Genomic DNA, 26,014 nt, shown 5'->3' on the forward strand with positions numbered 1-26,014 from the left:
TTACACGCAGCCGATGAAGGCGTAGCGGGGCATATCCGGTGCGCTCGGATGACTCTCCACGCGCCGATACTGAGGGTGCGTCCACGACTCGCTGCGACGATCGTAGACGTTGAAGGTGATGATAGCCTGCACCTCGTCATCGGCGATGCGGTGATACATCCCATTCAGTGCGTAGGGGTTGGTGTGGCCGAGGATTTCAATTTCGGTCATGAGTGACTCCTTGGTTTGAGGGTGGAGTCAATACGCTAACTCAGAGTTACTGAACGATCGGAGGTCTACAGGGGTGAGTCACCCACTTACCAGCATGCCGAATCGGTAGTGGAGGCGCTCCCGTCCGCGCCTGAGCGCGAGCGGTTCCCGCGAGCTGATCCGCCAGCCTTCGCTCAGTAGTTCCTCAATGTGAGCGCGCAGCCCCGTCAGTTTGCGCTGTTCCTTCATCGCGAGCCCTCCAGTTGGCGGGCTCAAGCCTATCAAAGCAAAACCCAATCCAGCCCGCCGATACGCGGGCTTTTTCGTTTCTGGAGGTCGCAGTGAGTGAAGATCGGGATGTAGACGTTCTCGCCCGGACGTTGTGGGGCGAGGCGCGTGGCGAAGGGTTCGCCGGCATGGTTGCTGTCGGCTGGACTATTCGAAACCGGGTCGAGGCTGACCTCGGCCGGGACGGGAAACCGGACTGGTGGGGGGAGGGATACGCCGGAGTCTGTCGGGCACCGTGGCAGTACAGCTGCTGGAACGTGAAGGACGCGAACTATCAGTTCCTGAGCGGAGCCCGGCCGATCCCTTCGGCGGAGTACATGAAGGCGCGCGAGGCGGCCCTGGTCGTCATCGCTGGGCGGCAGCCCGATCCGACGGGCGGCGCCACGCACTACTACTCGACCAGTCTCAAGACTCCGCCGGCCTGGATCGCGAAGGCCAAGCAGACGGTGCAGCTCGGTCGTCACATCTTCTTCCGTGACGTTCCGTAGGAGGGCGCCATGTCGAGCCTGTTTTCCAAGGCGGGGCTGCTCGGCCTTGCCGGCGTGCTGCTGGTTCTGCTCGGTGCTGGTCTGGTGTGGTGGGGACTTGCTCCGCGCATCGATCTGCAGGCGCAGCGAGCAGACGCCGCGGTGAGGGTGGCCAGTGAGGCGCAGCAGATGGTGGACCTGCAGGCCGGGGTCCTTGCCGAGCAGCAGCGCCAGATCGGCGTCGTCACCGAGATTTTCCAACGCATGCGCCTGCTGGAGCAGGTCGTATCAACCAACGCCAGGGCGCAGAGCGCCGCCTTCGAGGAGCTTCGCCGAAATGATCAAGCCGTTGCTGAGTATCTGCGCGGTCCTGTACCTGCTGGTCTCGGCCGGCTGTACGAGCGCCCCGAAACAACCGAGCCAGGCGCCTATCGCAGCCCGGCAGTATTGCCCCCTGACCGCCTGTCAGCTCCCGGCCAGGCCGGCGGTGCTGGTCAATGACCAGTGGCGCCAGTCGCTCGATGTGACAGAGGCGGCGCTGATCAGCTGCGCCAGTCAGGTGCGGGGGTGCATCCTGATTCAGGATGCCCAGCGCCAAAGATGAATGGAGCTGAAGGCTTAAGGTGGCATCGTACAGGCCCTTACAGTGCGTAAGGTGTTCTGTGGTGATGTTTTATCGCGAGCCGAATCACGCAGCTTAGAGCTGCGCCAACCAACTGCTGGAGTGCATTCGCGTCCAAAGCGACCGGCGCCCGAAATGAAAGGAGCGACCGGCGGAGTGCTGCAACACCTCGCCGGCCGCCGAACCTGCAGAACATCCCTGCAAGCCCAGCCCAGGCTCCCGCCTCGTGCACGAAGCGCGGCGAGCCTAACACCTGTTTATCCATACAGTAAAGGCTTGCAAAATGACCAATCCGATCTTCCCCTGGATGGGCGGTAAGCGGCGCCTGGCCGACCGCCTCATCCCACTGTTCCCGCCACACGAGTGCTACGTCGAGGTCTTTGCCGGTGGCGCCGCACTCTTCTTCCTCCGCCCCATCCCCGCCAAGACTGAGGTGCTGAACGACCTCAACGGCGACATCGTTTGCCTCTATCGCGTCGTGAAGAATCACCTGGAAGAGTTCGTCCGCCAGTTCAAGTGGGCGATCTCCAGTCGCCAGGTCTTCGAGTGGCAGAAGCTCACGCGCCCTGAGGTCCTCACTGATATTCAGCGGGCTGCGCGCTTCTTCTACCTGCAGCACCACGCCTTCGGCGGAAAGGTCTCGGGCCAGACCTTCGGTACCGCGACGACCGGCCCGGCCATCAACCTGCTGCGCATCGAGGAGAACCTGTCCGCGGCGTGGCAGCGCCTGGCCGGCACCTACGTCGAGAACCTGCCTTGGCTGGAGTGCGCCGAGCGCTACGACCGAGAGCACACCTTCCACTACATGGACCCACCGTACTGGCAGACCGAGGGGTACGGCGTTGACTTTCCGTTCAGCGAATACGAGCGGATGGCCGACTTCATGCGGCGATGCAAGGGCAAGGTGATGGTCAGCATCAACGACCACCCGGACATCCGCCGAGCCTTCGAGGGCTTCCACATGGAGCGCCTGGATATCCGCTACAGCAACACGAACCAGCGGCAAGGCACGGCCGAGGTGACCGGCGAGCTGGTGATCATGAGCTGGCAGCCGGGCGCATTCGGCGGTCTGTTCTGAGGCTACAATGCCGACCTCGATCAACAGGAGGTCGGCATGCTCAGGATCCGCGACAACGGCTTTACCAAGTTTCAGCTTGAAAAGCTGGTCAGGAGCGATGGCCAGTACGGCATCTGGGACTTCCACCCTGCTGCAAACTCGGTAATGTTCCCTGGTCTCCAGGCCGGGCGCCACGCCGCCGTCCTGCCGGCTGAGCCGAAGGAAGGGCAGGAGGTAGAGGTTTTCGCGCTGCTGACGCTCCATGCCCCGCAGGGGGAGTGGAAGCCCTGCGGAAAGGGAGTTGCACACTACGAAAGCTAGATCGGCTCGATCAGATGAGCTCCCTTGTGCTCAGCGTTGTTCACCTGGGAGCTCACCCTGTACCACTCGAAGGCCGTGGGCGGTTCGTTCTGATGGAGCATCATCTGCTCGGCGCGTTCTTTTGGCGTCGCTGGGTCCAGCCATTCGGTTGCCAGGTCGGGAGATAGCACCACCGGCCGGCGGTCGTGGATATCGATCAATCCACCTTGAGCCTCGTCGGTGATGATCACGCAGCCGTCGTGCTCGCGGGGCTCCTGATCACCGGTCGGGAATTGACCGATAGCCGCGGCCAGGCATGGCCTCCCATCCGCCCGCCTTATGTAGAAGGGCAGCTTCTTCTTCGGGTCTGCCTCGTCGGGTATCCACTCGAACCACCCATTGACCGGAGCGATTGCCCGGTGCGGCCAAATCGCCCGCCAATACGGGCTATGAGCCACCTTCTCCAGCCTCGCGTTCGACGGCAACTTGTTGTCAGTTGCCCAATGCGGGCGCCATCCCCAGCGCACCAGGTCGCCGACCAGCGTGTCGCCTTCCATGTGCATCAGCAGCAGAGGCTTTGACGGCGGAATGTTGTAGCGCGGCTCCGCCGTTTGCCTGGCCATGTTGGGCCCTGGCAGCCGCATGATCGCCACCAGTTCAGCCCAGCTGTAGGGCTGCGTCACTCTCCCGCACATTCCTTACCCCTCCGTTTGTCCTCCTTTCATTGTAGAAACAAGCTCCTGATTTATGCTGTTTGTTTATACAGTGGTAGAGACGGTCATGAGCAAACTCCCACCATTCACCCCTGTGTCCAAGGACGAGATGCGGGAATTCTGGAACAAGTACCCCGGCCCGGACGTCCGACGGTTGCTGCTGGAAATCGAGCATAGCCGGCGGCAGATAGCTGAGGTCGAGTCTATGTATCAATCAATCCAGAAGGCTTGGAATGGACAGGGCGGTGGCCACCTGGTTGCCCTGCATCGGCTCAAGGCCCTGTTATCAGAGGAAAGGGATCGGCGGTCGTAGAGATAAAGATCCAGCTAGGGAGCGCGTGGTCGTGACGGCGCGGCATTGACGCTGTACCATCGCCACCCCCAAGACGTGTCTATCTATGAGTGTCCCCTGACCAGGCGCGATTATTTAGTACATGAAATAGTACATTGCGCCGTGCCTCTATCGCGGGAATGTCCGGATTCAGGGGCTTCAGGGTTTTTGGTTTGGGTCTCTCCGTCCGCACCATCTTCTCTCCATTAGCTCTCGCATCCGTGAATTTCCGCAGCTTCTGGTCTGGGTGACTTCTGCATTTCTAGCTACTAGAATGTTCGCCCTTGATTCTGGGAGCCGGAAGGACCGGCTTACGTCTGTGCCACGAGGAATATCCATGCAAGTTTCCGTTGAAAGCACCTCCGCTCTTGAGCGCCGCATGACCGTTGGCGTGCCGGCCGAGCGTATCGAGACCGAAGTCAACAAGCGTCTGCAGCAGACCGCTCGTCGCGCCAAGGTTCCTGGCTTCCGTCCCGGCAAGGTGCCGATGAGCGTGATCCGTCAGCGTTACGAAGCCGCCGCTCGTCAGGAAGCCCTCGGTGACCTGATCCAGGAAACCTTCTACGAAGCCGTCGTCGAGCAGAAGCTCAACCCGGCTGGCGCTCCCTCCGTCGAGCCGAAAGTGTTCGAGAAGGAGAAGGGCCTCGAGTACGTCGCTACCTTCGAAGTCTTCCCGGAGTTCCAGGTTGCCGGTTTTGACGGCATCAAGGTCGAGCGCCTGCAGGCCGACGTGGCCGATGCCGACCTCGACAACATGCTGGAAATCCTGCGCAAGCAGAACACCCGCTTCGAAGCCGTTGACCGCGCCGCCCAGAACGACGACCAGGTGAACATCGACTTCGTCGGCAAGATCGACGGCGAGGCCTTCGCTGGCGGTTCCGCCAAGGGCACCCTGCTGGTGCTGGGCTCCGGCCGCATGATCCCGGGCTTCGAAGAAGGCCTGGTTGGCGCCAAGGCCGGTGAAGAGCGCGTTCTGAACGTGACCTTCCCCGAGGACTACCAGAACCTGGACCTGGCCGGCAAAGCCGCCGAGTTCACCGCTACCGTCAACAGCGTCGCCGAGCCGAAGCTGCCGGAACTGAACGAAGAGTTCTTCGCTCTGTTCGGTGTGAAGGAAAGCACTCTGGAAGGTTTCCGTACCGAAGTTCGCAAGAACATGGAGCGTGAACTGCGTCAGGCCATCAAATCCAAGGTGAAGAACCAGGTGATGGAAGGTCTGGTCGAGACCAACCCGATCGAAGTGCCGAAGGCCCTGATCGGCAACGAAGTCAATCGTCTGCGCGTGCAGGCTGTCCAGCAGTTCGGTGGCAACATCAAGCCGGATCAGCTGCCGGCCGAGCTGTTCGAAGAGCAGGCCAAGCGCCGCGTCGTGCTGGGTCTGATCGTCGCCGAGCTGGTCAAGCAGCATGAGCTGAAGGCCGACGAAGCCCGCGTTCGCGAAATGATCGAAGAGATGGCTTCGGCCTACCAGGAGCCCGAGCAAGTTGTTGCCTGGTATTACAAAAACGACCAGCAACTGAACGAAGTCCGTTCGGTTGTACTGGAAGAACAAGTTGTAGATACTGTCCTGCAGAAGGCCGATGTGACCGACAAGCAGGTATCCTACGAAGACGCGGTCAAGCCTGCTGAAGCTCCGCAAGCGGCCTGATTCATCGCTTCGTTCGATTGTCACAAGCCAGCCTTCGGGCTGGCTTGTGCGTCTATAGAGACATGACTTTTTATTAGGGAGTGATCGTCGGACATGCATAATCCTTATATGCCGCAAGTTCCGAACATTCAGGCCGCTGGCGGTCTGGTGCCGATGGTGGTGGAGCAATCCGCCCGCGGTGAGCGTTCCTACGACATCTATTCGCGCCTGCTGAAGGAGCGGATCATCTTCCTGGTCGGCCAGGTCGAGGACTACATGGCCAACCTGGTGGTTGCCCAGTTGCTGTTCCTCGAGGCCGAGAACCCGGACAAGGACATCCACCTCTACATCAACTCCCCGGGTGGCTCGGTGACTGCCGGTATGTCGATCTACGACACCATGCAGTTCATCAAGCCCGACGTGTCCACCATCTGCGTGGGTCAGGCATGCAGCATGGGTGCCCTGCTGCTGGCCGGCGGCGCCGCTGGCAAGCGCTACTGCCTGCCGCATTCGCGCATGATGATCCACCAGCCGCTGGGCGGCTTCCAGGGCCAGGCCTCGGACATCGAGATCCACGCCAAGGAAATCCTCTTCATCAAGGAGCGCCTGAACCAGGTGCTGGCGCACCACACTGGCCAGCCGCTGGACGTCATCGCCCGCGACACCGATCGTGACCGCTTCATGAGCGGCGAAGAGGCTGTCAGCTACGGCCTGATCGACCAGGTCTTCACTCAGCGTCCTTCCGCGAGCTGAGTCTCTCCGCAACACCGCGGCCGGTAATCCGGCCGCTTCGCGGGCTTGAAAATGCCTGCGAATGCCTTCATCTTGTCCTTCACGTATATCCCCGATTGGAACGATCGAATGACTGACACCCGCAACGGCGAGGACAACGGCAAGCTGCTGTATTGCTCCTTCTGCGGCAAGAGCCAGCACGAAGTGCGCAAGTTGATTGCCGGCCCCTCGGTCTTTATCTGCGACGAGTGCGTCGACCTGTGCAATGACATCATCCGCGAGGAGGTGCAGGAAGCGCAGGCGGAGAGCAGTGCACACAAGCTTCCGGCGCCGAAAGAGATCCGCACCATCCTCGATCAGTATGTGATCGGCCAGGAGCGCGCGAAGAAAGTGCTGGCGGTAGCGGTCTACAACCACTACAAGCGCCTGAATCAGCGTGAGCGCAAGGACGATGTCGAGCTGGGCAAGAGCAACATCCTGCTGATCGGGCCGACCGGCTCGGGCAAGACGCTGCTGGCCGAAACCCTGGCGCGCCTGCTCAACGTCCCGTTCACCATCGCCGATGCGACCACCCTCACCGAGGCGGGTTACGTGGGCGAGGATGTCGAGAACATCATCCAGAAATTGCTGCAGAAGTGCGATTACGATGTCGAGAAGGCCCAGATGGGCATCGTCTACATCGACGAAATCGACAAGATCTCGCGCAAGTCCGACAACCCGTCGATCACCCGTGACGTTTCGGGCGAGGGCGTTCAGCAGGCCCTGCTGAAACTGATCGAAGGCACCGTGGCCTCCGTGCCGCCCCAGGGCGGCCGCAAGCACCCGCAGCAGGAATTCCTGCAGGTCGACACCCGCAACATCCTGTTCATCTGCGGTGGCGCGTTCGCTGGCCTGGAAAAGGTCATCCAGAACCGCTCCACCAAGGGCGGCATCGGCTTCAATGCCGAGGTTCGCAGCCAGGAAGCCGGCAAGAAGGTGGGCGAGGCGCTGCGTGAGGTCGAGCCGGAGGATCTGGTGAAGTTCGGCCTGATTCCGGAGTTCGTCGGTCGTCTGCCGATCATCGCGACCCTGGACGAGCTCGACGAGGCTGCGCTGATGCAGATTCTCACCGAGCCGAAGAACGCGCTGACCAAGCAGTACGCCAAGCTCTTCGAAATGGAAGGCGTGGACCTGGAGTTCCGTCCGGACGCCCTCAAGGCCGTGGCCCGCAAGGCGCTGGAGCGCAAGACCGGTGCCCGTGGCCTGCGTTCCATCCTCGAAGGCATCCTGCTGGACACCATGTACGAGATCCCATCGCAGACCGAAGTCAGCAAGGTGGTCATCGACGAAAGCGTCATCGATGGCTCCTCCCAGCCCCTGCTGATCTACGAGAACAGCGAGCAGCCGGCCAAGGCCGCGCCTGACGCCTGAAACCAGAAGGGGCCCTGCGGCCCCTTCTTTCTTCCTATCTACCGCGCTTGTTTTTTCCCAGCCCTAACCCCATCTTAGGCCGAAGGGTCCAATCCCATCGTTTTGGCCAAGTGCCGCTGTAGAGCCGAATATCATGAAAACACTCGTCGAGTTGCCCCTGCTGCCCCTGCGTGACGTAGTGGTGTATCCGCACATGGTCATCCCGCTGTTCGTGGGACGCGAGAAATCCATCGAGGCCCTCGAGGCCGCCATGACCGGCGACAAGCAGATCTTGCTGCTGGCGCAGAAGAACCCGGCCGACGACGATCCGGGTGAAGATGGCCTGTACCGCATGGGTACCGTTGCCACCGTCCTGCAGCTGCTGAAGCTGCCCGATGGCACCGTCAAGGTGCTGGTCGAGGGTGAGCAGCGTGGCCAGGTAGAGCGCTTCACCGACGAGGAAGCCTACTGCCGCGCCGAAGTTTCGATCATCGACGAGGCCTCCGTTGGCGAGCGCGAGTCCGAAGTCTTCACCCGCAGCCTGCTGAGCCAGTTCGAACAGTACGTGCAACTGGGCAAGAAGGTTCCGGCGGAAGTCCTGTCCTCGCTCAACAGTATCGACGAGCCCGGTCGCCTGGTGGACACCATGGCCGCGCACATGGCGCTGAAGATTGAGCAGAAGCAGGAAATCCTCGAAATCACCGAGCTGTCCGCCCGCGTCGAGCACGTGCTGGCGATGCTGGATGCCGAGATCGACCTGCTGCAGGTCGAGAAGCGCATCCGCGGCCGCGTGAAGAAGCAGATGGAACGCAGTCAGCGCGAGTACTACCTGAACGAACAGATGAAAGCCATCCAGAAGGAGCTGGGTGACATCGACGAAGGCCACAACGAAGTCGAGGAGCTGAAGAAGCGCATCGATGCCGCCGGCCTGACCAAGGAAGCCCTGGCCAAGGCCAACGCCGAACTGAACAAGCTCAAGCAGATGTCGCCGATGTCCGCCGAGGCGACTGTGGTGCGTTCCTACATCGACTGGCTGGTGAACGTGCCGTGGAAGGCCGAGAGCAAGGTGCGTCACGACCTGACCAAGGCCGAAGACATCCTCGATGCCGACCACTACGGCCTGGAGGAGGTCAAGGAGCGCATCCTCGAATACCTCGCCGTGCAGAAGCGCGTGAAAAAGGTGAAGGGGCCGGTGCTCTGCCTGGTCGGTCCGCCCGGCGTGGGCAAGACCTCGCTGGCCGAGTCCATCGCCCGCGCCACCAACCGCAAGTTCGTGCGCATGGCCCTGGGCGGCGTGCGTGACGAGGCCGAGATCCGTGGCCACCGCCGCACCTATATCGGTTCCATGCCGGGTCGCCTGATCCAGAAGATGACCAAGGTCGGCGTGCGCAACCCGCTGTTCCTGCTCGACGAGATCGACAAGATGGGCAGCGACATGCGCGGCGACCCCGCGTCGGCGTTGCTGGAGGTGCTCGATCCCGAGCAGAACCACAACTTCAACGATCACTATCTTGAAGTCGACTACGACCTGTCTGATGTGATGTTCCTCTGCACGGCGAACTCCATGAACATTCCGGCACCGCTGCTGGACCGCATGGAGGTGATCCGCCTGCCGGGTTACACCGAGGACGAGAAGGTCAATATCGCTTCGAAATATCTTGTGCCGAAACAGACCGAAGCCAACGGCCTGAAGAAGGGCGAGCTGACCTTCGAGGCGGCGGCGATCCGCGACATCATTCGTTACTACACCCGCGAAGCCGGCGTGCGCAGCCTCGAGCGGCAGATCGCCAAGGTCTGCCGCAAGGCGGTGAAAGAGGGCACGAAGGTCAAGCGCATCGACGCCAAGGTGACCCCGGAGACCCTGGAGAACTACCTGGGCGTACGCAAGTTCCGCTACGGCCTGGCCGAGCAGCAGGACCAGATCGGCCAGGTGACCGGCCTGGCCTGGACCCAGGTGGGCGGCGAATTACTGACCATCGAATCGGCCATCGTTCCCGGCAAGGGCGCGTTGACCAAGACCGGCTCGCTGGGCGACGTCATGGCCGAATCCATCACGGCCGCGCTGACCGTGGTGCGCAGCCGGGCGAAGAGTCTGGGGATTCCGGCGGACTTCCACGAGAAGCACGACATCCATATCCACGTGCCGGAAGGCGCCACGCCGAAGGACGGTCCCAGTGCCGGTACCGGCATGTGCACCGCGCTGGTCTCGGCCATTACGCAGATTCCGGTGCGGGCCGATGTTGCCATGACCGGTGAAATCACCCTGAGAGGCCAGGTACTGGCCATTGGTGGCCTGAAGGAAAAACTTCTGGCTGCGCATCGGGGGGGAATCAAGACCGTGATCATTCCCGAGGAAAACGTACGAGATCTTAGGGAAATTCCGGATAATATTAAGGCTGATCTCGTTATTAAACCGGTTAAATGGATTGACGAGGTCCTGCAAATTGCGCTGCAATACGCGCCGGAGCCCTTGCCCGATGCGGCTCCCGAGATGGTTGCAAAGGATGAGAAGCGCGAGTCTGATTCCAAGGAGCGAATCAGCACGCATTAGTTGGGGGGCTTTCTTGACACTGTTTTTGAGCCCTTGTTATAAAGCGGCACTTGCTTTGTCAGTTGGCAAACCAGCACCTGCTTTTGCTTACACCTAACACATAGAAACATACTCAACAGAAATAAGGGGACTTAGAGTGAACAAGTCGGAACTGATCGATGCTATCGCCGCATCTGCTGATATCCCGAAAGCTGTTGCCGGTCGCGCTCTGGACGCGGTGATCGAGTCTGTAACTGGCGCCCTGAAGGCTGGTGACTCCGTCGTACTGGTCGGCTTCGGCACCTTCGCCGTGAAAGAGCGTGCTGCTCGCACCGGTCGTAACCCGCAAACCGGCAAGCCGATCAAGATCGCTGCCGCTAAGATCCCGGGCTTCAAGGCCGGTAAAGCCCTCAAGGATGCTGTAAACTAAGCGTCTTTTTGGACTAGACCTGGATCGGCTCAGCTCAGGTTGAGCCGATCACGGAGCGGCGACTCTACAGGCCCAGAGCCGGTAGAAATCGCCAGGGGTCACGGGCAGATGCCCGCAAGCTCCAACAGTTACGAGAAGGCGCATCCTCGGATGCGCCTTTCTTATATCCGCCTTTTCCACGCCGCGCCGCCATTGACGGCAGGCCGTGGCCGCGTTCGGGGGCCGCATGCTGCAAAACATCAGGGACAATTCTCAGGGCTGGATCACCAAGACCATCCTGGGAGTCATCGTTGTCCTCATGGCTTTGACCGGGTTCGATCAGATCATTCGCGCAACCCACCACGAGAACGTCGCCGCGCAGGTCAATGGTGACGACATCGGTCTGCCTGAGGTGCAGCAGGCCGTGGACATGCAGCGTCGCCAGCTGATGCAGCGTCTGGGCAAGGACTTCGATGCCTCCATGCTCGACGACAAGCTGCTCAAGGACTCCGCGCTGAAGTCGCTCATCGAGCGCAAGCTGGTCCTGCAGGCTGCCCAGAACAACAAGTTCGCCCTCTCCCAGCAGGCGCTGGACCAACTGATCGTGCAGACCCCCGAGTTCCAGGTGGATGGCAAGTTCAATGCCGACCGCTTCGACCAGGTCATTCGCCAGATGGGCTACAGCCGCATGCAGTTCCGCCAGATGTTCGCCGAGGAAATGCTGATCGGCCAGCTGCGCGCCGGTATCGCCGGCACCGGCTTCGTCACCGATGACGAGCTGAAGGCCTTCGCCCGCCTGGAAAAGCAGACTCGTGACTTCGCCACCCTGACCCTCAAGGCCGATCCGTCCAGGAGCAAGGTCGAGGACAGCGAGATCAAGGCGTATTACGACGCCCACAGCACCGAGTTCATGACCACCGAGCAGGTGACCATCGACTTCATCGAGCTGAAGAAGTCCGGCTTCTTCGACCAGGTCGAAGTGAAGAAGGAAGACCTCGAGGCCCTGTACCAGAAGGAAATCGCCGGCCTCGCCGAGCAGCGCAACGCCGCGCATATCCTGATCGAGGTGAACGACAAGCAGAACGACCAGCAGGCCAAGGCCAAGATCGACGAGATCAAGGCGCGCCTGGACAAGGGCGAGGACTTCGCCAAGCTGGCCAAGGAGCTGTCCAACGATACCGGCTCCGCTGCCAATGGCGGTGACCTGGGCTACGCCGGCCGCGGCGTGTACGACCCGGCCTTCGAGGAGGCCCTGTATGCGCTGAACAAGGGTGAGGTTTCCGCTCCGGTGAAAACCCCCTACGGCTGGCACCTGATCAAGCTGCTGGGCGTCGAGGCGCCGGAAGTTCCGGCCTTCGAAAGCCTGAAGCCGAAGCTGGAGCAGGACGTGAAGGCCCAACTGGTCGAGCAGCGCTTCGTCGATGCCACCAAGCAGCTGGAAAGCGCCGCCTACGAGGCATCCGACCTGTCCCAGCCGGCCCAGGACATGGGGCTGAAGGTACAGACCAGCAAGCCGTTCGGCCGCGAAGGCGGCGAGGGTGTGACCGCGAACCGTCAGGTCATCCAGGCGGCGTTCAGCCCCGAGGTGCTGGAAGACGGCGCCAACAGCGGCGCGATCGAGCTGGACCCGGACACCGTGGTCGTACTGCGCGTCAAGGAGCACCACAAGCCTGAGCAGCAAACCCTGGAACAGGTCAGTGCGACCATCCGCGCCCGTCTGCAGCAGGAGCATGCGGCTGCCGACGCCAAGGCCCGCGGTGAAGCGCTGCTCGCCGGCCTGCGCGACGGCAAGATTCCGCTGGACAAGGATCAGGAAGGCCAGAGCTGGAAGGTGGTGGAAGCCGCTTCGCGCAGCCAGGAGGGTGTCGATCCGGTCGTGCTGCAGAGCGTGTTCCGCATGGCGCATCCGGCTTCGGCCGACAAGCCGGGCCTGTCCGGTGTTGCACTGCAGAACGGTGACTTTGTGCTGGTGCGCCTCTCCGGCGTCAGCGAGCCGGAAGCCAAGATGACCGACGAAGAGAAGGCCATGTACCAGCGCTTCCTCGCTTCGCGCAGTGGCCAGGAGGACTTCGCTGCCTTCCGCCGTCAACTGCAGGAGAAGGCGAAAATCGAGAAGTTCGACGACGCCAGCAAGTGATGATCGACCCGGGCTGCCACTGGCAGCCCGGTGCCGACAAGGAAAAAGGCCGCGAATGCGGCCTTTTTTCATGGTCGTGCGGGAGCGGGCTCTGTCGGGAGAAGGTTCGCGAGCAAGCTCGCTCCTACAACAAACAGGCCGCTCCGCAGCTGTATGAAAAGCCGCCCATCGGGCGGCTTTTTCGTGGGTCACTCGTCGTCCAGCGGCCCCATGGCGGTGGTGTTGAAGCCGCCGTCGACGTACAGGATCTCGCCGCTGATGCCGCTGGCCAGGTCGGAGCAGAGGAAGGCGCCGGCATTGCCGACTTCCTCGATGGTCACGTTGCGGCGCAGGGGCGTCTGCCGTTCGCTGGCGGCGAGCATCCTGCGGAAGCTCTTGATGCCCGAGGCGGCCAGGGTGCGGATCGGGCCGGCGGAGACGGCATTGACCCGTGTCCCCTCCGGGCCGAGGCTGCCGGCCAGGTAGCGGACGCCGGCTTCCAGGCTGGCCTTGGCCATGCCCATCACGTTGTAGTTGGGCAGGGTGCGCTCGGCGCCGAGGTAGGAGAGGGTGAGCAGGCTGCCGTTGCGGCCTTTCATCATGTCGCGGCCGGCCTTGGCCAGGGCGATGAAGCTGTAGGCGCTGATGTCGTGGGCGATGCGGAAGCCCTCGCGGGTGGTGACGCTGGTGAAGTCGCCATCGAGCTGGTCGCCCGGCGCGAAGCCTACGGAGTGGACGATGATGTCCAGGCCGTCCCAATGCTTGCCCAGCTCGCGGAACACCGCCTCGATATCGGCGTCGCTGGCCACATCGCAGGGGAAGCACAGCTCGGCGCGGGAACCCCAGCCGGCGGCGAACTCCTCGACGCGTCCCTTGAGCTTGTCGTTCTGGTAGGTGAAGGCCAGCTCCGCGCCTTCACGGTGCATCGCGGCGGCGATGCCGGAGGCGATGGAGAGTTTGCTGGCGACGCCGACGATCAGCGCGCGCTTACCGGCAAGAAATCCCACGGGGGTTTCCTCCTTTTCTCAGTGAGGCTGCGCCGGAACCATGAAGGCGGCTTCCAGCAGTTGCTGCGTGTAGGCGTGCTGCGGCGCGGAGAAGACCTGCTCGGCCGAGCCCTGTTCGACCACCTTGCCCTGGCGGATCACCATCAGTTGATGGCTCAGCGCCTTGACCACCGCCAGGTCGTGGCTGATGAACAGGTAGCTCAGGTTGTACTTGGCCTGCAGGCGGCGCAGCAGTTCCACTACCTGACGCTGCACGGTGCGGTCGAGCGCCGAGGTCGGCTCGTCCAGCAGGATCAGCGCCGGCTTCAACACCAGCGCCCGGGCGATGGCGATGCGTTGCCGCTGCCCGCCGGAAAACTCGTGGGGGTAGCGGTGACGGGTTTCCGGGTCCAGCCCGACTTCCTTCAACGCCTCGACGATGGCCAGCTCGCGCTCTTCCGGCGTGCCGATGCGGTGGATTTCCAGGCCTTCGCCGACGATCTGGCCCACCGACATGCGCGGGCTGAGGCTGCCGAAGGGGTCCTGGAAGACCACCTGCATTTCCCGTCGCAAGGGCCGCACCTGGCTCTGGTTCATCCCCTCCAGGTCGCTGCCTTCGAAGCGGATGCCGCCCTGGCTGTTGATCAGGCGCAGGATGGCCAGCCCGAGGGTGGACTTGCCCGAGCCGCTTTCGCCGACGATGCCCAGGGTCTGGCCGCGGGGCAGGTTGAAGTCGATGCCGTCCACCGCCTTGACGTGGTCCACGGTGCGGCGGAATACGCCCTTCTTGATCGGGAACCAGACGCGCAGGTCGCTGACGTCCAGCAGGGTCGGGCCGGGCGGGTTGTCGGCGGGGTTGCCGCTGGGCTCGGCGCCCAGCAGTTCGCGGGTATAGGGATGCTGCGGTGACTCGAACAGGGCTTCGCAGGGAGCCTGCTCGACGATGCAGCCGTGCTGCATGACGCACACGCGGTGGGCGATGCGCCGCACCAGGTTGAGGTCGTGGGTGATCAGCAGCAGGGCCATGCCCAGGCGCTGCTGCAGGTCGCGCAGCAGGTCGAGGATCTTCAGCTGCACGGTGACGTCCAGCGCGGTGGTCGGCTCGTCGGCGATCAGCAGCTCCGGCTCGCAGGCCAGCGCCATGGCGATCATCACCCGCTGCCGCTGGCCGCCGGAGAGCTCATGCGGGTAGGCCTTCAGGCGGCTGGCCGGGTTGGGGATGCCGACCAGCTCCAGCAGCTCCAGGGTGCGCGCCCGCGCCTGGGCGGCGTTCATGCCCTTGTGCAGGGCCAGGACTTCGCCGATCTGCTTCTCGATGGTGTGCAGCGGGTTCAGCGAGGTCATCGGCTCCTGGAACACCATGGCGATGCGGTTGCCACGAATGCCGCGCAGCTTGTTCTCCGGCAGCTTCAGCAGGTCCTTGCCGGCGTAGTGGATGCTGCCGCTCGGATGGCTGGCCGTGGGGTAGGGCAGCAGGCGCAGGATGGAGTTGGCGCTCACCGACTTGCCGGAGCCGCTTTCGCCGACCAGCGCCAGGGTCTCGCCCTTGCGGATGTCGAAGCTGATCTTCTCCACCGCATGCACCGTCTCGTCGCCGCAGAGGAAGTCCACCGAGAGGTCGCGGACTTCGATGAGGTTTTCACTTGTGGTCATCTCACTTCCTCGGGTCGAAGGCGTCACGGGCGGCTTCGCCGATGAACACCAGCAGGCTGAGCATCACCGCCAGCACCACGAAGGCGCTGATGCCGAGCCAGGGTGCCTGCAGGTTGGACTTGCCCTGGGCCACCAGCTCGCCCAGCGAGGGCGCGCCGGCGGGCAGGCCGAAGCCGAGGAAGTCCAGCGAGGTCAGGGTGCCGATGGCGCCGGTGAGGATGAACGGCATGAAGGTCAGGGTGGAGATCATCGCGTTGGGCAGGATGTGGCGGAACATGATCGCCCCGTTGCGCATGCCCAGCGCCCGCGCGGCGCGTACGTATTCCAGGTTGCGGCCGCGGAGGAACTCGGCGCGGACCACGTCCACCAGGCTCATCCAGGAGAACAGCAACATGATCCCCAGCAGCCACCAGAAGCCCGGCTGCACGAAGCTGGCGAGGATGATCAGCAGGTAGAGCACCGGCAGGCCCGACCAGATTTCCAGGAAACGCTGCCCGAGCAGGTCGATCCAGCCGCCGTAGAAGCCCTGCAGCGCGCCGACACCGACGCCGATGATCGAGCTGAGCACGGTGAGGGTGAGGGCGAACAGCACCGAGATGCGGAAGCCGTAGATCACCCGGGCGAGTACGTCGCGCGCCTGGTCGTCGGTGCCCAGCCAGTTTTCCCGGCTGGGCGGGGAGGGGGCGGGCACGCGCAGGTCGTAGTTGATGGTGTCGTAGCTGTAGGCGATCGGCGGCCAGAGGATCCAGCCGTCGTTCGCGGCGATCTGCTCGCGGATGTAGGGGCTGCGGTAGTTCGCCTCCATGGGGAACTCGCCGCCGAAGGTGGTTTCCGGGTAGCGCTTGAACGCCGGGAAGTACCAGGCGCCGTCGTAGCGGATGGCCAGCGGCTTGTCGTTGGCGATCAGCTCGGCGCCCAGGCTTGCGACGAACAGCACGAGGAACAGCCAGAGCGACCACCAGCCGCGCTTGTTGGCCTTGAAGCGCGCCCAGCGGCGCTGGTTGATGGGAGACAGGCGCATCGGTTTACTCCCGGTTCTCGAAGTCGATGCGCGGATCGACCAGCGTGTAGAGGACGTCGCTGACCAGCTTCATGATCAGGCCGAACAGGGTGAAGATGAACAGCGTGCCGAACACCACCGGGTAGTCGCGGTTCAGCGCCGCCTCGAAGCTGAGCAGGCCGAGGCCGTCGAGGGAGAAGATCACCTCGATCAGCAGCGCGCCGGTGAAGAAGATGCCCAGCAGCGCCGAGGGCAGGCCGGCGATGACCAGCAGCATGGCGTTGCGGAACACGTGGCCGTAGAGCACGCGGCGCTCGGTGAGGCCCTTGGCGCGGGCGGTGACCACGTACTGCTTGCCGATCTCGTCGAGGAAGCTGTTCTTGGTCAGCAGGGTGATGGTGGCGAAGTTGCCGATCACCAGCGCGGTGATGGGCAGCGCGAGGTGCCAGAAGTAGTCGCGGGCCTTGCCGACCCAAGTCAGCTCGTCGAAGTTGTTGGACGTCAGCCCTCGTAGCGGGAACCAGTCCCAGTAGCTGCCGCCGGCGAACAGCACCACCAGCAGGATGGCGAAGAGGAAGGCCGGGATGGCATAGCCGATGATGATCGCCGAGCTGGTCCAGACGTCGAAGTGACTGCCGTGGCGCACCGCCTTGGCGATGCCCAGGGGGATCGACACCAGGTACATGATCAGCGTGCTCCACAGCCCGAGGGAGACGGAGACCGGCAGCTTCTCGACGATCAGGTCGGTGACCTTGGCGTCGCGGAAGAAGCTCTGGCCGAAGTCCAGGCGCAGGTAGTTCTTCAGCATGATCCAGAAGCGTTCGGGGGCCGGCTTGTCGAAGCCGTACATGCGCTCGATCTCCTTCACCAGCTCCGGGTCGAGGCCCTGGGCACCGCGGTAGTGCGAGCCGGCCGAGGCGACTTCGCCGCCGCCGCCGGAGATGCGTCCGGTGGCGCCGCCGCTGGCGGCGTCGAAGCCTTCCAGCTTGGCGATCGTCTGCTCCACCGGGCCGCCGGGCGCGGCCTGGATGATGATGAAGTTGATCAGCAGGATGCCGAACAGGGTGGGGATGATCAGCAGCAGGCGCCGCAGGATGTAGGCGAGCATCAGTACGCTTCCCCGGTCTGGGCGTCATTCGCCGGGGCGGGTTCGGCGGCGCTGCCCTCGGCCTTGGTCGGCACGGCCTGGTCGCGCGCCTGCCACCAGGTCATCAGCGCATAGCCGTAGGGCGGCAGCTTCTCCGGGTGGGCGATGCGGTTCCAGTAGGCGAGGCGCCAGGTGCCCAGGTACCAGTTGGGCACCACGTAGTGCCCCCAGAGCAGCGCGCGGTCGAGGGCGCGGGCGTGGTTGACCAGGCTTGCGCGGGAGTCGGCGTTGATCAGGCCGTCCACCAGGGCGTCGATGCCCGGGTCCTGCAGGCCGATGAAATTGCGGCTGCCGGGCTTGTCGGCACTGCTGGAGTGCCAGAACTCGCGCTGCTCGTTGCCCGGCGAGTTGGACTGCGGCCAGCTGCTGACGATCATGTCGTAGTCCCGCGAGCGCAGGCGGTTGACGTACTGCGAGACGTCGACGCGGCGCAGCTGCATGTCGATGCCCAGTTCGGCGAGGTTGCGCTTGAAGGGCAGCAGCACGCGCTCGAAGTCGGCCTGGGCGAGCATGAACTCGAAGCTCAGCTGCTTGCCGTCGGGGCCGATCATCTTGTCGTTCTCGATCCGGTAGCCGGCGTCCAGCAGCAACTGGTAGGCCCTGCGCTTCTGCTCGCGGATGATGCCGCTGCCGTCGCTGGCCGGTGGCACGTAGACCTCGGTGAAGACCTGCGGCGGCAGCTTGTCGCGCAGCGGTTCGAGAATCTTCAGCTCCTCGGCGTCGGGCAACTGGTGCGCGGCCATTTCGGAGTTCTCGAAGTAGCTGCCGTCACGCAGGTAGGAGCCGAAGAACAGCTGCTTGTTGGTCCACTCGAAGTCGAACAGCAGGGCGATCGCTTCGCGCACGCGCGGGTCCTGGAACACCGGGCGGCGCAGGTTGAAGGCGAATCCCTGCATGCCCCAGGGGTTGCTGTTGACCGGTTCCTCGCGAACGATGCGGCCGTCGCGCACCGCCGGGGTGTCGTAGGCGGTGGCCCAGTTCTTGGCCACACGCTCCTCGTTGAAGTCGAACTGCCCGGCCTTGAACGCCTCCAGGGCGACGGTGAGGTCGCGGTAGGAGTCCACCACCACCGCGTCGAAGTTGTTGAAGCCGCGGTTCACCGCCAGCTTGTCGCCCCACCAGTCCTTCACCCGCTCGTAGCGGATCGAGCGGCCGGCGTCGACCTTGGCGATGCGGTACGGGCCGCTGCCCAGCGGCGGCTCCATGCCGGTCTTGTTGAAGTCGCGGCTGGCCCACCAGTGCTTGGGCAGGACCGCCAGCTGGCCGAGGATCAGCGGCAGCTCGCGGTTGTTGCCGTGCTTGAAGTCGAAGCGCACGCGCAGCTTGTCCTCGGCCACCACCTTGTCGACGTCCGCGTAGTAGTTGCGGTACATCGGGTCGCCATCTTTCACCAGGGTCTCGAAGGTGAACACCACGTCCTCGGCGGTGACCGGCGTGCCGTCGTGGAATCTCGCCTCCGGGCGCAGGTAGAAGCGCACGAAGCGGTGCTCCGGGTCCTTCTCGATCTTCTCGGCCAGCAGGCCGTATTCGGTGAAGGGCTCGTCGAGGGAGTGGAAGGTCAGGGTGTCGTAGATCAGGTTGATCTGCGGCGCGGAATTGCCCTTGGCGATGAAGGGGTTGAGGCTGTCGAACCCGCCGAAGTCGGAGAGGCGCAGGGTGCCGCCCCTGGGCGCGTCCGGATTGACGAAGTCGAAGTGCTTGAAGTCGGCCGGGTATTTCGGCGCTTCGTCGTAGAGGGTGATGGCGTGCTGCGGCGCGGCCTGCGCACTGCCCAGCAGTCCCAGCAACAGGCCGGCGAACAGCGCGGCGCGGCGGGGGCTCTTCATAGGGGGTTCTCCTGATTTTTCTGCCACCAGGCACGCAGGCCCAGGGTATAGGGCGGCGTGGTGACGAAGGCGAAGCGGTTGCGGTACGCCAAGCGGTGTCGGTTCAGGTACCAGTTGGGAATGCTGTAGTGCTGCCACAGCAGCACCCGGTCCAGGGCGCGTGCCGCGGCTTCCTGCTGGTCGCGGTCGGTGGCGCCGAGGAGTTTGTCGAGCATCGCGTCCACCACGGGGTTGGCGATGCCCGCATAGTTCTTGCTGCCCTTCACCGCCACCTGGCTGGAATGGAAGTACTGCCATTGTTCGAGGCCGGGGCTCAGGGTCTGGGGCAGGGTCATCAGAATCATGTCGTAGTCGAACTGGTCCAGACGCTGTTTGTACTGGGCGCGGTCCACGGTGCGCAAGCGCGCATCGATGCCGATGCTGGCGAGATTCTCGCGGTACGGCTGGAGAATCCGTTCCAGGCTCGGGTTGACAAGCAGGATTTCGAAGCGCAGCGGCTTGCCGCCGGCGTCCAGCAGGCGGTCGCCGGAGAGTTTCCAGCCGGCGTCGGCCAATAGACCCAGCGCGTGGCGCAGGGTTTCCCGCGGAATGCCGTGGCCCTGGGTGACCGGTACCGTGAAGGGGCGGCTGAACAGTTCGTCCGGCAGTTGCTTGCGATACGGCGAGAGCAGCAGCCATTCCTTGCCCTGGGGCACGCCGGTGGCGGCGAAGGCGCTGTTGGGGTAGTAGCTGCTGGCGCGCACGTAGGCATCGTTGAACAGCGCGCGGTTGGTCCATTCGAAGTCGAACATCATGCCCAGGGCTTCGCGCAGGCGGCGGTCGGCGAAGGTCGGGCGGCGGGTGTTGATGAACAGCGCCTGGGTCTGGGTCGGGATCTGGTGGGGAATCTCCGCGCGAACCACGTCGCCGCGCAGCAGCGCCGGGAAGCGATAGCCGCTGCGCCAGTTCTTCGCCTGGTGTTCGATGTAGAAGTCGAATTCGCCGGCCTTGAAGGCTTCGAAGGCGACGCCGGCATCGCGGTAGAAGTCCACCTCGACCCGGTCGAAGTTGTACTTGCCGCGATTCACCGGCAGGTCCGCGCCCCACCAGTCCTTCACCCGCTCGAACACCAGGCGCCGGCCCGGCGTCACTTCGCTGATGCGGTAGGGGCCGCTGCCCAGCGGCGGTTCGAAGGTGGTGGCCTGGAAGTCGCGGCCTTTCCAGTAGTGCTGCGGCAGCACCGGCATCTCGCCCAGGCGCAGGATCAGCAGCGGGTTGTCGTGGCGCTTGAGGATGAAGCGGATGCGCTGGGGCGAGAGTATGTCGACCCGCTGCACTTCCTGCAGCGCGGTGCGGTACATCGGGTGCCCGTGCCTGAGCAGGGTGCGGTAGGAGAACGCCACGTCGTAGGCGGTGATCGGCGTGCCGTCGTGGAAGCGCGCCTGCGGCCGCAGGTTGAACACCACCCAGCTGCGGTCTTCGGCGTATTCGACGCTGCCGGCGATCAGGCCGTAACTGGAGGCGGGCTCGTCACCCGACGGATCGTAGAGGCCGGTGCCGACCATCAGCGGCTCGTTCAGTTCGCTGACGCCGTACTGCAGGAAGTCGGCAGTGCTGATCGGCGGGCTGCCCCTGAGGGTGTAGGGATTGAGCGTGTCGAAGCTGCCCAGGCCCATCAGCCGCAGGGTGCCGCCCTTGGGCGCCGTGGGGTTGACCCAGTCGAAATGGTCGAAGCTGGCGGGGTATTTCAGTTCGCCGAATTGTGCGTAGCCGTGGCTTTCGGTGATCTGGGCGGAGGCGGGCAGTCCGAGCAGGAGGCCGAGGATCAGGAGGGGCAGGCGACGCATCGGGCGTAGGGTCCGATCCTTGGCAGGCGAGGGCCATACAGTAGCAGCTTGTCCATGCCGCCAGAAGCCGCGCGCCGCGACATTTGCGTCGCGGCATGTGTCGCCGGTCAGCGGCTGGCGGTGTCGAGGTAGAGCGTAAGGGTCTGGCCCGGTTTCAGGGCCTTGCCGCTGCGCGGATTCCAGCGCTTGATGTGCTGCATCTCGACGTTGAAGCGCTTGGCGATCAGGTACATCGAGTCGCCCTGCTTGACCTTGTAGTAGGTCACGTTGTCCGCCTTGCTCTTGGCGCGCGAGGCCACCTGGGTCGCGGCGCTGGAGCCGCCCTGCAGCTTGAGCACCTGGCCCGGCTTGACGCCGTGGCTGTCGAGGTCGTTCCAGCGCTTGATGTCGGCGACGTCGACGTCGTTCTTCCTGGCGATCTGCCAGAGGTTGTCGCCATTCTTCACGGTGTAGCTGCGGGTCTGCGCGCGTGCGGGCGTGCGCTCGACCTGCGCCAGTTGGCGCGGGCTCTCCGGCTCGACGGCCGGGCGGCCCGGCTGGCCGGGAATGACCAGGACCTGGCCATTGCGCAAACGGTTGGCGCTCAGGCGGTTGGCGGACTTCAGCTCGGCGACGCTCAGGCGGTAGCGCTGGGCGATGCTGTGCAGGCTGTCGCCCTTGCGCACGCGGTACTGCTGGGCGACCGGGATTTCCTGCGGCTTCATGTTGGCGATGCCGGCCTGCAGGGTGTCGGCCTTGTCCAGCGGCACCAGCAGGTGATGCGGGCCGTCCAGGGTCACCTTGCGCTTGAAGGCGGGGTTGAGCTGGTACAGCTCGTCCTCGTCGAGGTCGGCCAGGGCGGCGACCCGCGAGAGGTCCAGCCCCGGCTTGACGCGGATCGAGGTGAAGTAGGGCTGGTTGGCGATCGGGCTGAGGTTGATGCCGTAGATCGTCGGGGCGTTCACCAGCTGCGACAGGGCCAGCAGCTTGGGCACGTAGTCCTGGGTTTCCTGCGGCAGCGGCAGGTTCCAGTAGTCGGTCGGCAGGCCGAGCTTCTGGTTGCGCTCGATGGCGCGGCTGACGGTGCCTTCGCCGGCGTTGTAGGCCGCCAGGGCCAGCAGCCAGTCGCCGTTGAACATGTCGTGCAGGCGGCTCAGGTAGGTCAGCGCGGCGTTGGTCGAGGCGGTGATGTCGCGGCGACCGTCGTACCAGTTGGTCTGGCGCAGGTTGAAATGGGTGCCGGTGGCCGGCACGAACTGCCACAGGCCGACGGCCTGGGCGCGCGAGACGGCCATCGGGTTGTAGGCGCTCTCGATCACCGGCAGCAGCGCCAGTTCCAGCGGCATGTCGCGCTCTTCGAGGCGCTCCACGACGTAGTGCATGTAGGGGCTGCCGCGTTCGCTGGCGTTCTCCAGGTACGACGGGTTGCTCATGAACCACAGGCGCTGGCGTTCGATGCGCGGGTTGGTGTCGATCTGGTCCTGCAGCTGGAAGCCGACGCGCATGCGCTCCCAGATATCGTTCTGGGCGTCCGACCAGGCCGGGTTGAACTTCACGTCGATGGCGCGGCTGGCGCTGCGGACCTGGCTGTCGGTGCTGGCCTGCTGGCTCGATTGACAGCCGGCCAGGCCCGCGGCGAGCAGCACCAGGGAGACTCGGATGGCACGAGCCAATGCGTCTAGATCGGAGGTCTTGCTGGTCTTTGGCGGCATTGGCTGATGACTGTGTCCGGGGCGAAAATTCCGGGGATTCTAGGAATCGCGGTTGCCCTGGTCAAGATTTCGCCAGACTTCAGAACTGGTCCTTCCAGCGGCGAATGGTCGCAAAGACCTCGTCCGGCGTGCGGATTTCCTGGCCATTCCGCTCGTCGGCAGTTTTCTTAACGGATGTTTCCGCCACCCGGAGGAAGGGATTCGTCGCCCGTTCCAGGGCGATGGTCGAGGGCAGGCTGATCTTCCCCCGCTCGCGCCAGAGGCTGACTTCCTCGAAGCGTGCGCGGACCTCGGGATTCTCCGGTTCCACCGCGCAGGCGAAGCGCAGGTTGCTCAGGGTGTATTCGTGGGCGCAGTAGACGCGGGTCTGCCCCGGCAGCGCTGCCAGGCGGCTCAGTGAGGCGTGCATCTGCGCCGGGGTGCCTTCGAACAGGCGGCCGCAGCCGGCGGCGAACAGGGTGTCGCCGCAGAACAGCAGGGGCTGCTCGGGGGCGGCATGGAAATAGGCGATGTGGCCGAGGGTATGCCCCGGCACGTGGATGACCTCGAACGCCAGGCCGAGCGCCTCGACGCGGTCGCCGTCCTGCAGGGCGACATCGCGCGCCGGGATGGTCTCGCTGGCCGGGCCGAGCACGCGGGCGCCGGTAGCGGCCTTGAGCCGCGCCACGCCGCCGACGTGGTCGGCATGGTGGTGGGTGACCAGGATGTCGGTCAGGGTCCAGCCGGGGTGGGCTTCCAGCCAGGCCAGGACCGGCCCGGCGTCGCCCGGGTCGACCACCGCGCACTGGCGGCGCGGCGCGTCCTGCAGCAGCCAGAGGTAGTTGTCGGAAAAGGCGGGGAGTGCGTCTATCTGTATCATGGCCGGAAAGTCGCTAAGTAATGGGCATTGGCGCATAGTAGTGCCGATACGCACTTTTGTGTCGGGCGCGCCCACAGGGGGTTAGTGATGATCGAACCCGAACCCTTCGCCCAGGCCGACGCCGACTGGCTGGAGCTGATCGCCCAGGCCCGCGGCTGGCTCGCCGGGCCGATCGGCGGAATGATGCTCGCCGAAGAGCAGCAACTGCTGACCGACGAACTGGAACGCTATTTCGGCGGCTACCTGGTGCATTACGGTCCGCACGCCGAGCTGCCGGCCAGCACCGGCAACATCCAACGCGGAGTGCGCCTGGGCCCGCCGCTGCCGGGCGTGGAAATCGCCTGCGACGAGGCGGCCTGGCCGCTGGGCGAACACGCCGCCGACGTGGTGCTGCTGCAGCACGGCCTGGACTTCTGCCTGTCGCCGCACAGGCTACTGCGCGAGGCCGCGCGCAGCGTGCGCCCCGGCGGTCACCTGCTGGTGGTCGGGGTCAATCCGTGGAGTGCCTGGGGCATCCGCCATTACTTCGCCCGCGATGCCTTGCGCCGGGCCCGCTGCATCTCGCCGATGCGGGTTTGCGACTGGCTCAACCTGCTGGGCTTCGCGCTGGAGAAACGCCGCTACGGGTGTTATCGTCCGCCGCTTGCATCGGCGAAATGGCAGGGCCGCCTGGCCCGCATGGAGACCTGGGGCCCCGTCCTGCAGGGCTCCGGCGCCGGTTTCTATCTGCTGGTGGCGCGCAAGCTGGTGGTCGGCCTGCGGCCCCTGCGCCAACCCCGCCGCGAACCGCGCGGGCAACTGGTGCCGCTGCCGGTGGCCAAGGTCAGCCGCCGCGATTCCGAGTCCTGAACACGAGCGATATGAGCGAAGAGAAAGTCGAGATCTATACCGACGGCGCCTGCAAGGGCAACCCGGGCCCGGGCGGCTGGGGCGCCGTGCTGTTCTACAAGGGCGCCGAGCGCGAACTCTGGGGCGGCGAGGCGGAAACCACCAACAACCGCATGGAACTGATGGCCGCCATCATGGCCCTGGCCGCGCTCAAGCGGCATTGCGACGTGCGCATCGTCACCGACTCGCAGTACGTCATGCAGGGCATCACCGAATGGATGACCAACTGGAAGAAGCGCGGCTGGAAGACCGCTTCCAAGCAGCCGGTGAAGAATGCCGACCTGTGGCAGGCGCTGGACGAACAGGTCAACCGGCATACTGTCGAATGGCGCTGGGTGCGCGGCCACACCGGCCACCCCGGCAACGAGCGCGCCGACATGCTCGCCAACCGTGGCGTGAGCGAACTGCCGCGCTAAGCGTCCGGCTATCAGGATCAAGGTCGCCCGGAGCCGTCCGGGCGAATCAACCGCAAGAAGGTTTCACACAGAATGCGCAGCGTCGTACTCGATACTGAAACGACCGGTATGCCGGTCACCGACGGCCACCGGATCATCGAGATCGGTTGCGTCGAACTCGAAGGCCGCCGCCTCACCGGCCGGCACTTCCACGTCTACCTGCAGCCCGACCGCGAAATCGACGAAGGCGCCATCGCGGTCCACGGCATCACCAACGAGTACCTGAAGGACAAGCCGCGCTTCCGCGAGATCGCCGACGACTTCTTCGAGTTCATCAACGGCGCCCGGCTGATCATCCACAACGCGGCGTTCGACGTCGGCTTCATCAACAACGAATTCGCCCTGCTGGGCCAGTCCGAGCGCGCCGAAGTCGGCGACTACTGCTCGGTGCTCGATACCCTGCTGATGGCCCGCGAGCGCCATCCGGGCCAGCGCAACAACCTCGACGCCCTGTGCAAGCGCTACGGCGTCGACAACTCCGGCCGCGACCTGCACGGCGCACTGCTCGACGCCGAGATTCTCGCCGACGTCTACCTGGCGATGACCGGTGGCCAGACCAGCCTGTCGCTGGCCGGCCACGGTGGCGACACCGACGGCAGCGGCCGCGTCGCCGCCTCGGCGATCCGCCGGCTGGCCGCCGGGCGTGTGGCGACCCGGGTGATCCGCGCCAGCGAGGAAGAGCTGGCCGCCCACGCCGCGCGCCTGGCGGTGATCGAGAAATCCGCCGGCGGCCCGCCGCTGTGGGTGCAGATGGAAGCGCCGAAGGAGTGATGTGCTCCGTCCAATGAAAAAGGCCCCGAACCGGGGCCTTTTTCGTTTCAGCGGGGGGCTCTTGTAGGAGCGGATCTCATCCGCGAATCCGGCCGTCAGGCCGGTGCCCTGGCCTCGACATAACGGTCCCGGCTGCGCCGGG

At 64.3% G+C, this 26,014-nt stretch carries 24 protein-coding genes and 1 pseudogene; 15 read left to right on the top strand and 10 right to left on the bottom strand.

Annotated elements, in window-relative coordinates; genetic code table 11:
• Nucleotides 1-210, bottom strand: coding sequence for a hypothetical protein (locus AC3B6A_RS11060; protein WP_488402713.1), 210 nt, complete (start codon nt 208-210; stop codon nt 1-3).
• Nucleotides 211-530: 320 nt separating this feature from the next.
• Between AC3B6A_RS11060 and AC3B6A_RS11065 the strand changes: the two genes are divergently transcribed.
• From AC3B6A_RS11065 to AC3B6A_RS11085, 5 genes and pseudogenes are all read left to right on the top strand, one after another.
• Nucleotides 531-965, top strand: coding sequence for a cell wall hydrolase (locus AC3B6A_RS11065; RefSeq protein ID WP_488402714.1), 435 nt, complete (start codon nt 531-533; stop codon nt 963-965).
• A gap of 9 nt (nt 966-974) precedes the next feature.
• The gene (locus AC3B6A_RS11070; protein ID WP_488402715.1) at nt 975-1,445 is read left to right on the top strand and encodes a hypothetical protein; all 471 of its coding nucleotides are present in this window, start codon (nt 975-977) and stop codon (nt 1,443-1,445) included.
• Nucleotides 1,372-1,548 (top strand): annotated as a pseudogene (locus AC3B6A_RS11075) (hypothetical protein); the annotation flags it as partial. The gene AC3B6A_RS11070 and the pseudogene AC3B6A_RS11075, both read left to right, overlap by 74 nt.
• 301 nt (nt 1,549-1,849) lie before the next feature.
• Nucleotides 1,850-2,644: a DNA adenine methylase gene (locus AC3B6A_RS11080; RefSeq protein WP_488402716.1), complete on the top strand. Its 795-nt coding sequence runs from the start codon at nt 1,850-1,852 to the stop codon at nt 2,642-2,644.
• A gap of 36 nt (nt 2,645-2,680) precedes the next feature.
• Nucleotides 2,681-2,944 (top strand): hypothetical protein, encoded by a 264-nt coding sequence (locus tag AC3B6A_RS11085; RefSeq protein WP_488402717.1) that lies wholly within the window; start codon nt 2,681-2,683, stop codon nt 2,942-2,944.
• Here AC3B6A_RS11085 and AC3B6A_RS11090 read toward each other — a convergent pair.
• Nucleotides 2,941-3,606 (bottom strand): SOS response-associated peptidase, encoded by a 666-nt coding sequence (locus AC3B6A_RS11090; RefSeq protein ID WP_488402718.1) that lies wholly within the window; start codon nt 3,604-3,606, stop codon nt 2,941-2,943. The two genes, AC3B6A_RS11085 and AC3B6A_RS11090, sit on opposite strands and share 4 nt — an antisense overlap.
• A gap of 97 nt (nt 3,607-3,703) precedes the next feature.
• On the opposite strand from AC3B6A_RS11090, the gene AC3B6A_RS11095 reads away from it, so the two are divergent.
• The 7 genes from AC3B6A_RS11095 (at nt 3,704) to AC3B6A_RS11125 (ending at nt 12,791) form a co-directional block, all read left to right on the top strand.
• Nucleotides 3,704-3,949, top strand: coding sequence for a hypothetical protein (locus AC3B6A_RS11095; protein WP_488402719.1), 246 nt, complete (start codon nt 3,704-3,706; stop codon nt 3,947-3,949).
• 355 nt (nt 3,950-4,304) lie between these two features.
• The gene (tig, locus tag AC3B6A_RS11100; protein WP_488402721.1) at nt 4,305-5,615 is read left to right on the top strand and encodes a trigger factor; all 1,311 of its coding nucleotides are present in this window, start codon (nt 4,305-4,307) and stop codon (nt 5,613-5,615) included.
• A gap of 93 nt (nt 5,616-5,708) precedes the next feature.
• Nucleotides 5,709-6,347, top strand: a complete 639-nt coding sequence (clpP, locus tag AC3B6A_RS11105) for an ATP-dependent Clp endopeptidase proteolytic subunit ClpP (protein WP_041711910.1) — start codon at nt 5,709-5,711, stop codon at nt 6,345-6,347.
• A gap of 108 nt (nt 6,348-6,455) precedes the next feature.
• Nucleotides 6,456-7,736 (top strand): ATP-dependent Clp protease ATP-binding subunit ClpX, encoded by a 1,281-nt coding sequence (clpX, locus tag AC3B6A_RS11110; protein WP_371226640.1) that lies wholly within the window; start codon nt 6,456-6,458, stop codon nt 7,734-7,736.
• 133 nt (nt 7,737-7,869) lie between these two features.
• Complete coding sequence (lon, locus tag AC3B6A_RS11115) at nt 7,870-10,266, top strand: endopeptidase La (protein WP_488402723.1); 2,397 nt, start codon at nt 7,870-7,872, stop codon at nt 10,264-10,266.
• A gap of 136 nt (nt 10,267-10,402) precedes the next feature.
• Nucleotides 10,403-10,675 carry a nucleoid-associated protein HU-beta gene (hupB, locus tag AC3B6A_RS11120; RefSeq protein WP_003087931.1) on the top strand — a complete coding sequence of 91 codons (273 nt, stop codon included), beginning with the start codon at nt 10,403-10,405 and terminating at the stop codon, nt 10,673-10,675.
• 226 nt (nt 10,676-10,901) lie between these two features.
• Nucleotides 10,902-12,791, top strand: a complete 1,890-nt coding sequence (locus AC3B6A_RS11125) for a SurA N-terminal domain-containing protein (protein WP_488402726.1) — start codon at nt 10,902-10,904, stop codon at nt 12,789-12,791.
• A 188-nt stretch (nt 12,792-12,979) separates the two neighbouring features.
• Here AC3B6A_RS11125 and fabI read toward each other — a convergent pair whose 3' ends face one another.
• From fabI to gloB, 8 genes are all read right to left on the bottom strand, one after another.
• Entirely contained in the window at nt 12,980-13,777 is a 798-nt protein-coding gene (fabI, locus tag AC3B6A_RS11130; RefSeq protein WP_488402728.1) for an enoyl-ACP reductase FabI, read from the bottom strand.
• Between the two features lie 18 nt (nt 13,778-13,795).
• The gene (locus tag AC3B6A_RS11135) at nt 13,796-15,409 is read right to left on the bottom strand and encodes an ABC transporter ATP-binding protein (RefSeq protein ID WP_488402730.1); all 1,614 of its coding nucleotides are present in this window, start codon (nt 15,407-15,409) and stop codon (nt 13,796-13,798) included.
• Between the two features lies 1 nt (nt 15,410).
• Complete coding sequence (locus AC3B6A_RS11140; RefSeq protein ID WP_488402731.1) at nt 15,411-16,430, bottom strand: ABC transporter permease; 1,020 nt, start codon at nt 16,428-16,430, stop codon at nt 15,411-15,413.
• 4 nt (nt 16,431-16,434) lie between these two features.
• A complete protein-coding gene (locus AC3B6A_RS11145; RefSeq protein WP_488402733.1) occupies nt 16,435-17,517 on the bottom strand; it encodes a microcin C ABC transporter permease YejB in 1,083 nt (360 codons plus the stop codon).
• Nucleotides 17,517-19,382 carry an extracellular solute-binding protein gene (locus tag AC3B6A_RS11150; protein ID WP_488402734.1) on the bottom strand — a complete coding sequence of 622 codons (1,866 nt, stop codon included), beginning with the start codon at nt 19,380-19,382 and terminating at the stop codon, nt 17,517-17,519. Before AC3B6A_RS11150 ends, AC3B6A_RS11145 begins: the two co-directional genes overlap by 1 nt.
• Nucleotides 19,379-21,208: an extracellular solute-binding protein gene (locus AC3B6A_RS11155; RefSeq protein ID WP_488402736.1), complete on the bottom strand. Its 1,830-nt coding sequence runs from the start codon at nt 21,206-21,208 to the stop codon at nt 19,379-19,381. The genes AC3B6A_RS11150 and AC3B6A_RS11155 overlap by 4 nt, the downstream gene beginning before the upstream one ends.
• A 107-nt stretch (nt 21,209-21,315) precedes the next feature.
• Complete coding sequence (locus AC3B6A_RS11160) at nt 21,316-22,899, bottom strand: lytic transglycosylase (RefSeq protein ID WP_488402738.1); 1,584 nt, start codon at nt 22,897-22,899, stop codon at nt 21,316-21,318.
• A gap of 79 nt (nt 22,900-22,978) precedes the next feature.
• Nucleotides 22,979-23,758, bottom strand: coding sequence for a hydroxyacylglutathione hydrolase (gloB, locus tag AC3B6A_RS11165; RefSeq protein ID WP_488402740.1), 780 nt, complete (start codon nt 23,756-23,758; stop codon nt 22,979-22,981).
• An 87-nt stretch (nt 23,759-23,845) separates the two neighbouring features.
• On the opposite strand from gloB, the gene AC3B6A_RS11170 reads away from it, so the two are divergent.
• From AC3B6A_RS11170 to dnaQ, 3 genes are all read left to right on the top strand, one after another.
• Nucleotides 23,846-24,607: a class I SAM-dependent methyltransferase gene (locus tag AC3B6A_RS11170; RefSeq protein ID WP_488402742.1), complete on the top strand. Its 762-nt coding sequence runs from the start codon at nt 23,846-23,848 to the stop codon at nt 24,605-24,607.
• Nucleotides 24,608-24,618: 11 nt separating this feature from the next.
• Nucleotides 24,619-25,062 (top strand): ribonuclease HI, encoded by a 444-nt coding sequence (gene rnhA, locus AC3B6A_RS11175; RefSeq protein WP_488402743.1) that lies wholly within the window; start codon nt 24,619-24,621, stop codon nt 25,060-25,062.
• A gap of 72 nt (nt 25,063-25,134) precedes the next feature.
• Nucleotides 25,135-25,872 carry a DNA polymerase III subunit epsilon gene (gene dnaQ, locus AC3B6A_RS11180; RefSeq protein ID WP_488402745.1) on the top strand — a complete coding sequence of 246 codons (738 nt, stop codon included), beginning with the start codon at nt 25,135-25,137 and terminating at the stop codon, nt 25,870-25,872.
• The last annotated feature ends 142 nt before the right edge of the window (nt 25,873-26,014 follow it).

The organism is Pseudomonas sp. B12(2026) (assembly GCF_057767015.1).

Coding starts and splice junctions, on each gene's coding strand:
- AC3B6A_RS11060 (WP_488402713.1), bottom strand. CDS start 210: ATGACCGAAATTGAAATCCTCGGCCACACCAACCCCTACGCACTGAAT.
- AC3B6A_RS11070 (WP_488402715.1), top strand. CDS start 975: ATGTCGAGCCTGTTTTCCAAGGCGGGGCTGCTCGGCCTTGCCGGCGTG.
- AC3B6A_RS11080 (WP_488402716.1), top strand. CDS start 1,850: ATGACCAATCCGATCTTCCCCTGGATGGGCGGTAAGCGGCGCCTGGCC.
- AC3B6A_RS11085 (WP_488402717.1), top strand. CDS start 2,681: ATGCTCAGGATCCGCGACAACGGCTTTACCAAGTTTCAGCTTGAAAAG.
- AC3B6A_RS11095 (WP_488402719.1), top strand. CDS start 3,704: ATGAGCAAACTCCCACCATTCACCCCTGTGTCCAAGGACGAGATGCGG.
- tig (WP_488402721.1), top strand. CDS start 4,305: ATGCAAGTTTCCGTTGAAAGCACCTCCGCTCTTGAGCGCCGCATGACC.
- clpP (WP_041711910.1), top strand. CDS start 5,709: ATGCATAATCCTTATATGCCGCAAGTTCCGAACATTCAGGCCGCTGGC.
- clpX (WP_371226640.1), top strand. CDS start 6,456: ATGACTGACACCCGCAACGGCGAGGACAACGGCAAGCTGCTGTATTGC.
- lon (WP_488402723.1), top strand. CDS start 7,870: ATGAAAACACTCGTCGAGTTGCCCCTGCTGCCCCTGCGTGACGTAGTG.
- AC3B6A_RS11125 (WP_488402726.1), top strand. CDS start 10,902: ATGCTGCAAAACATCAGGGACAATTCTCAGGGCTGGATCACCAAGACC.
- AC3B6A_RS11135 (WP_488402730.1), bottom strand. CDS start 15,409: ATGACCACAAGTGAAAACCTCATCGAAGTCCGCGACCTCTCGGTGGAC.
- AC3B6A_RS11140 (WP_488402731.1), bottom strand. CDS start 16,430: ATGCGCCTGTCTCCCATCAACCAGCGCCGCTGGGCGCGCTTCAAGGCC.
- AC3B6A_RS11145 (WP_488402733.1), bottom strand. CDS start 17,517: ATGCTCGCCTACATCCTGCGGCGCCTGCTGCTGATCATCCCCACCCTG.
- AC3B6A_RS11150 (WP_488402734.1), bottom strand. CDS start 19,382: ATGAAGAGCCCCCGCCGCGCCGCGCTGTTCGCCGGCCTGTTGCTGGGA.
- AC3B6A_RS11155 (WP_488402736.1), bottom strand. CDS start 21,208: ATGCGTCGCCTGCCCCTCCTGATCCTCGGCCTCCTGCTCGGACTGCCC.
- AC3B6A_RS11160 (WP_488402738.1), bottom strand. CDS start 22,899: ATGCCGCCAAAGACCAGCAAGACCTCCGATCTAGACGCATTGGCTCGT.
- gloB (WP_488402740.1), bottom strand. CDS start 23,758: ATGATACAGATAGACGCACTCCCCGCCTTTTCCGACAACTACCTCTGG.
- AC3B6A_RS11170 (WP_488402742.1), top strand. CDS start 23,846: ATGATCGAACCCGAACCCTTCGCCCAGGCCGACGCCGACTGGCTGGAG.
- rnhA (WP_488402743.1), top strand. CDS start 24,619: ATGAGCGAAGAGAAAGTCGAGATCTATACCGACGGCGCCTGCAAGGGC.
- dnaQ (WP_488402745.1), top strand. CDS start 25,135: ATGCGCAGCGTCGTACTCGATACTGAAACGACCGGTATGCCGGTCACC.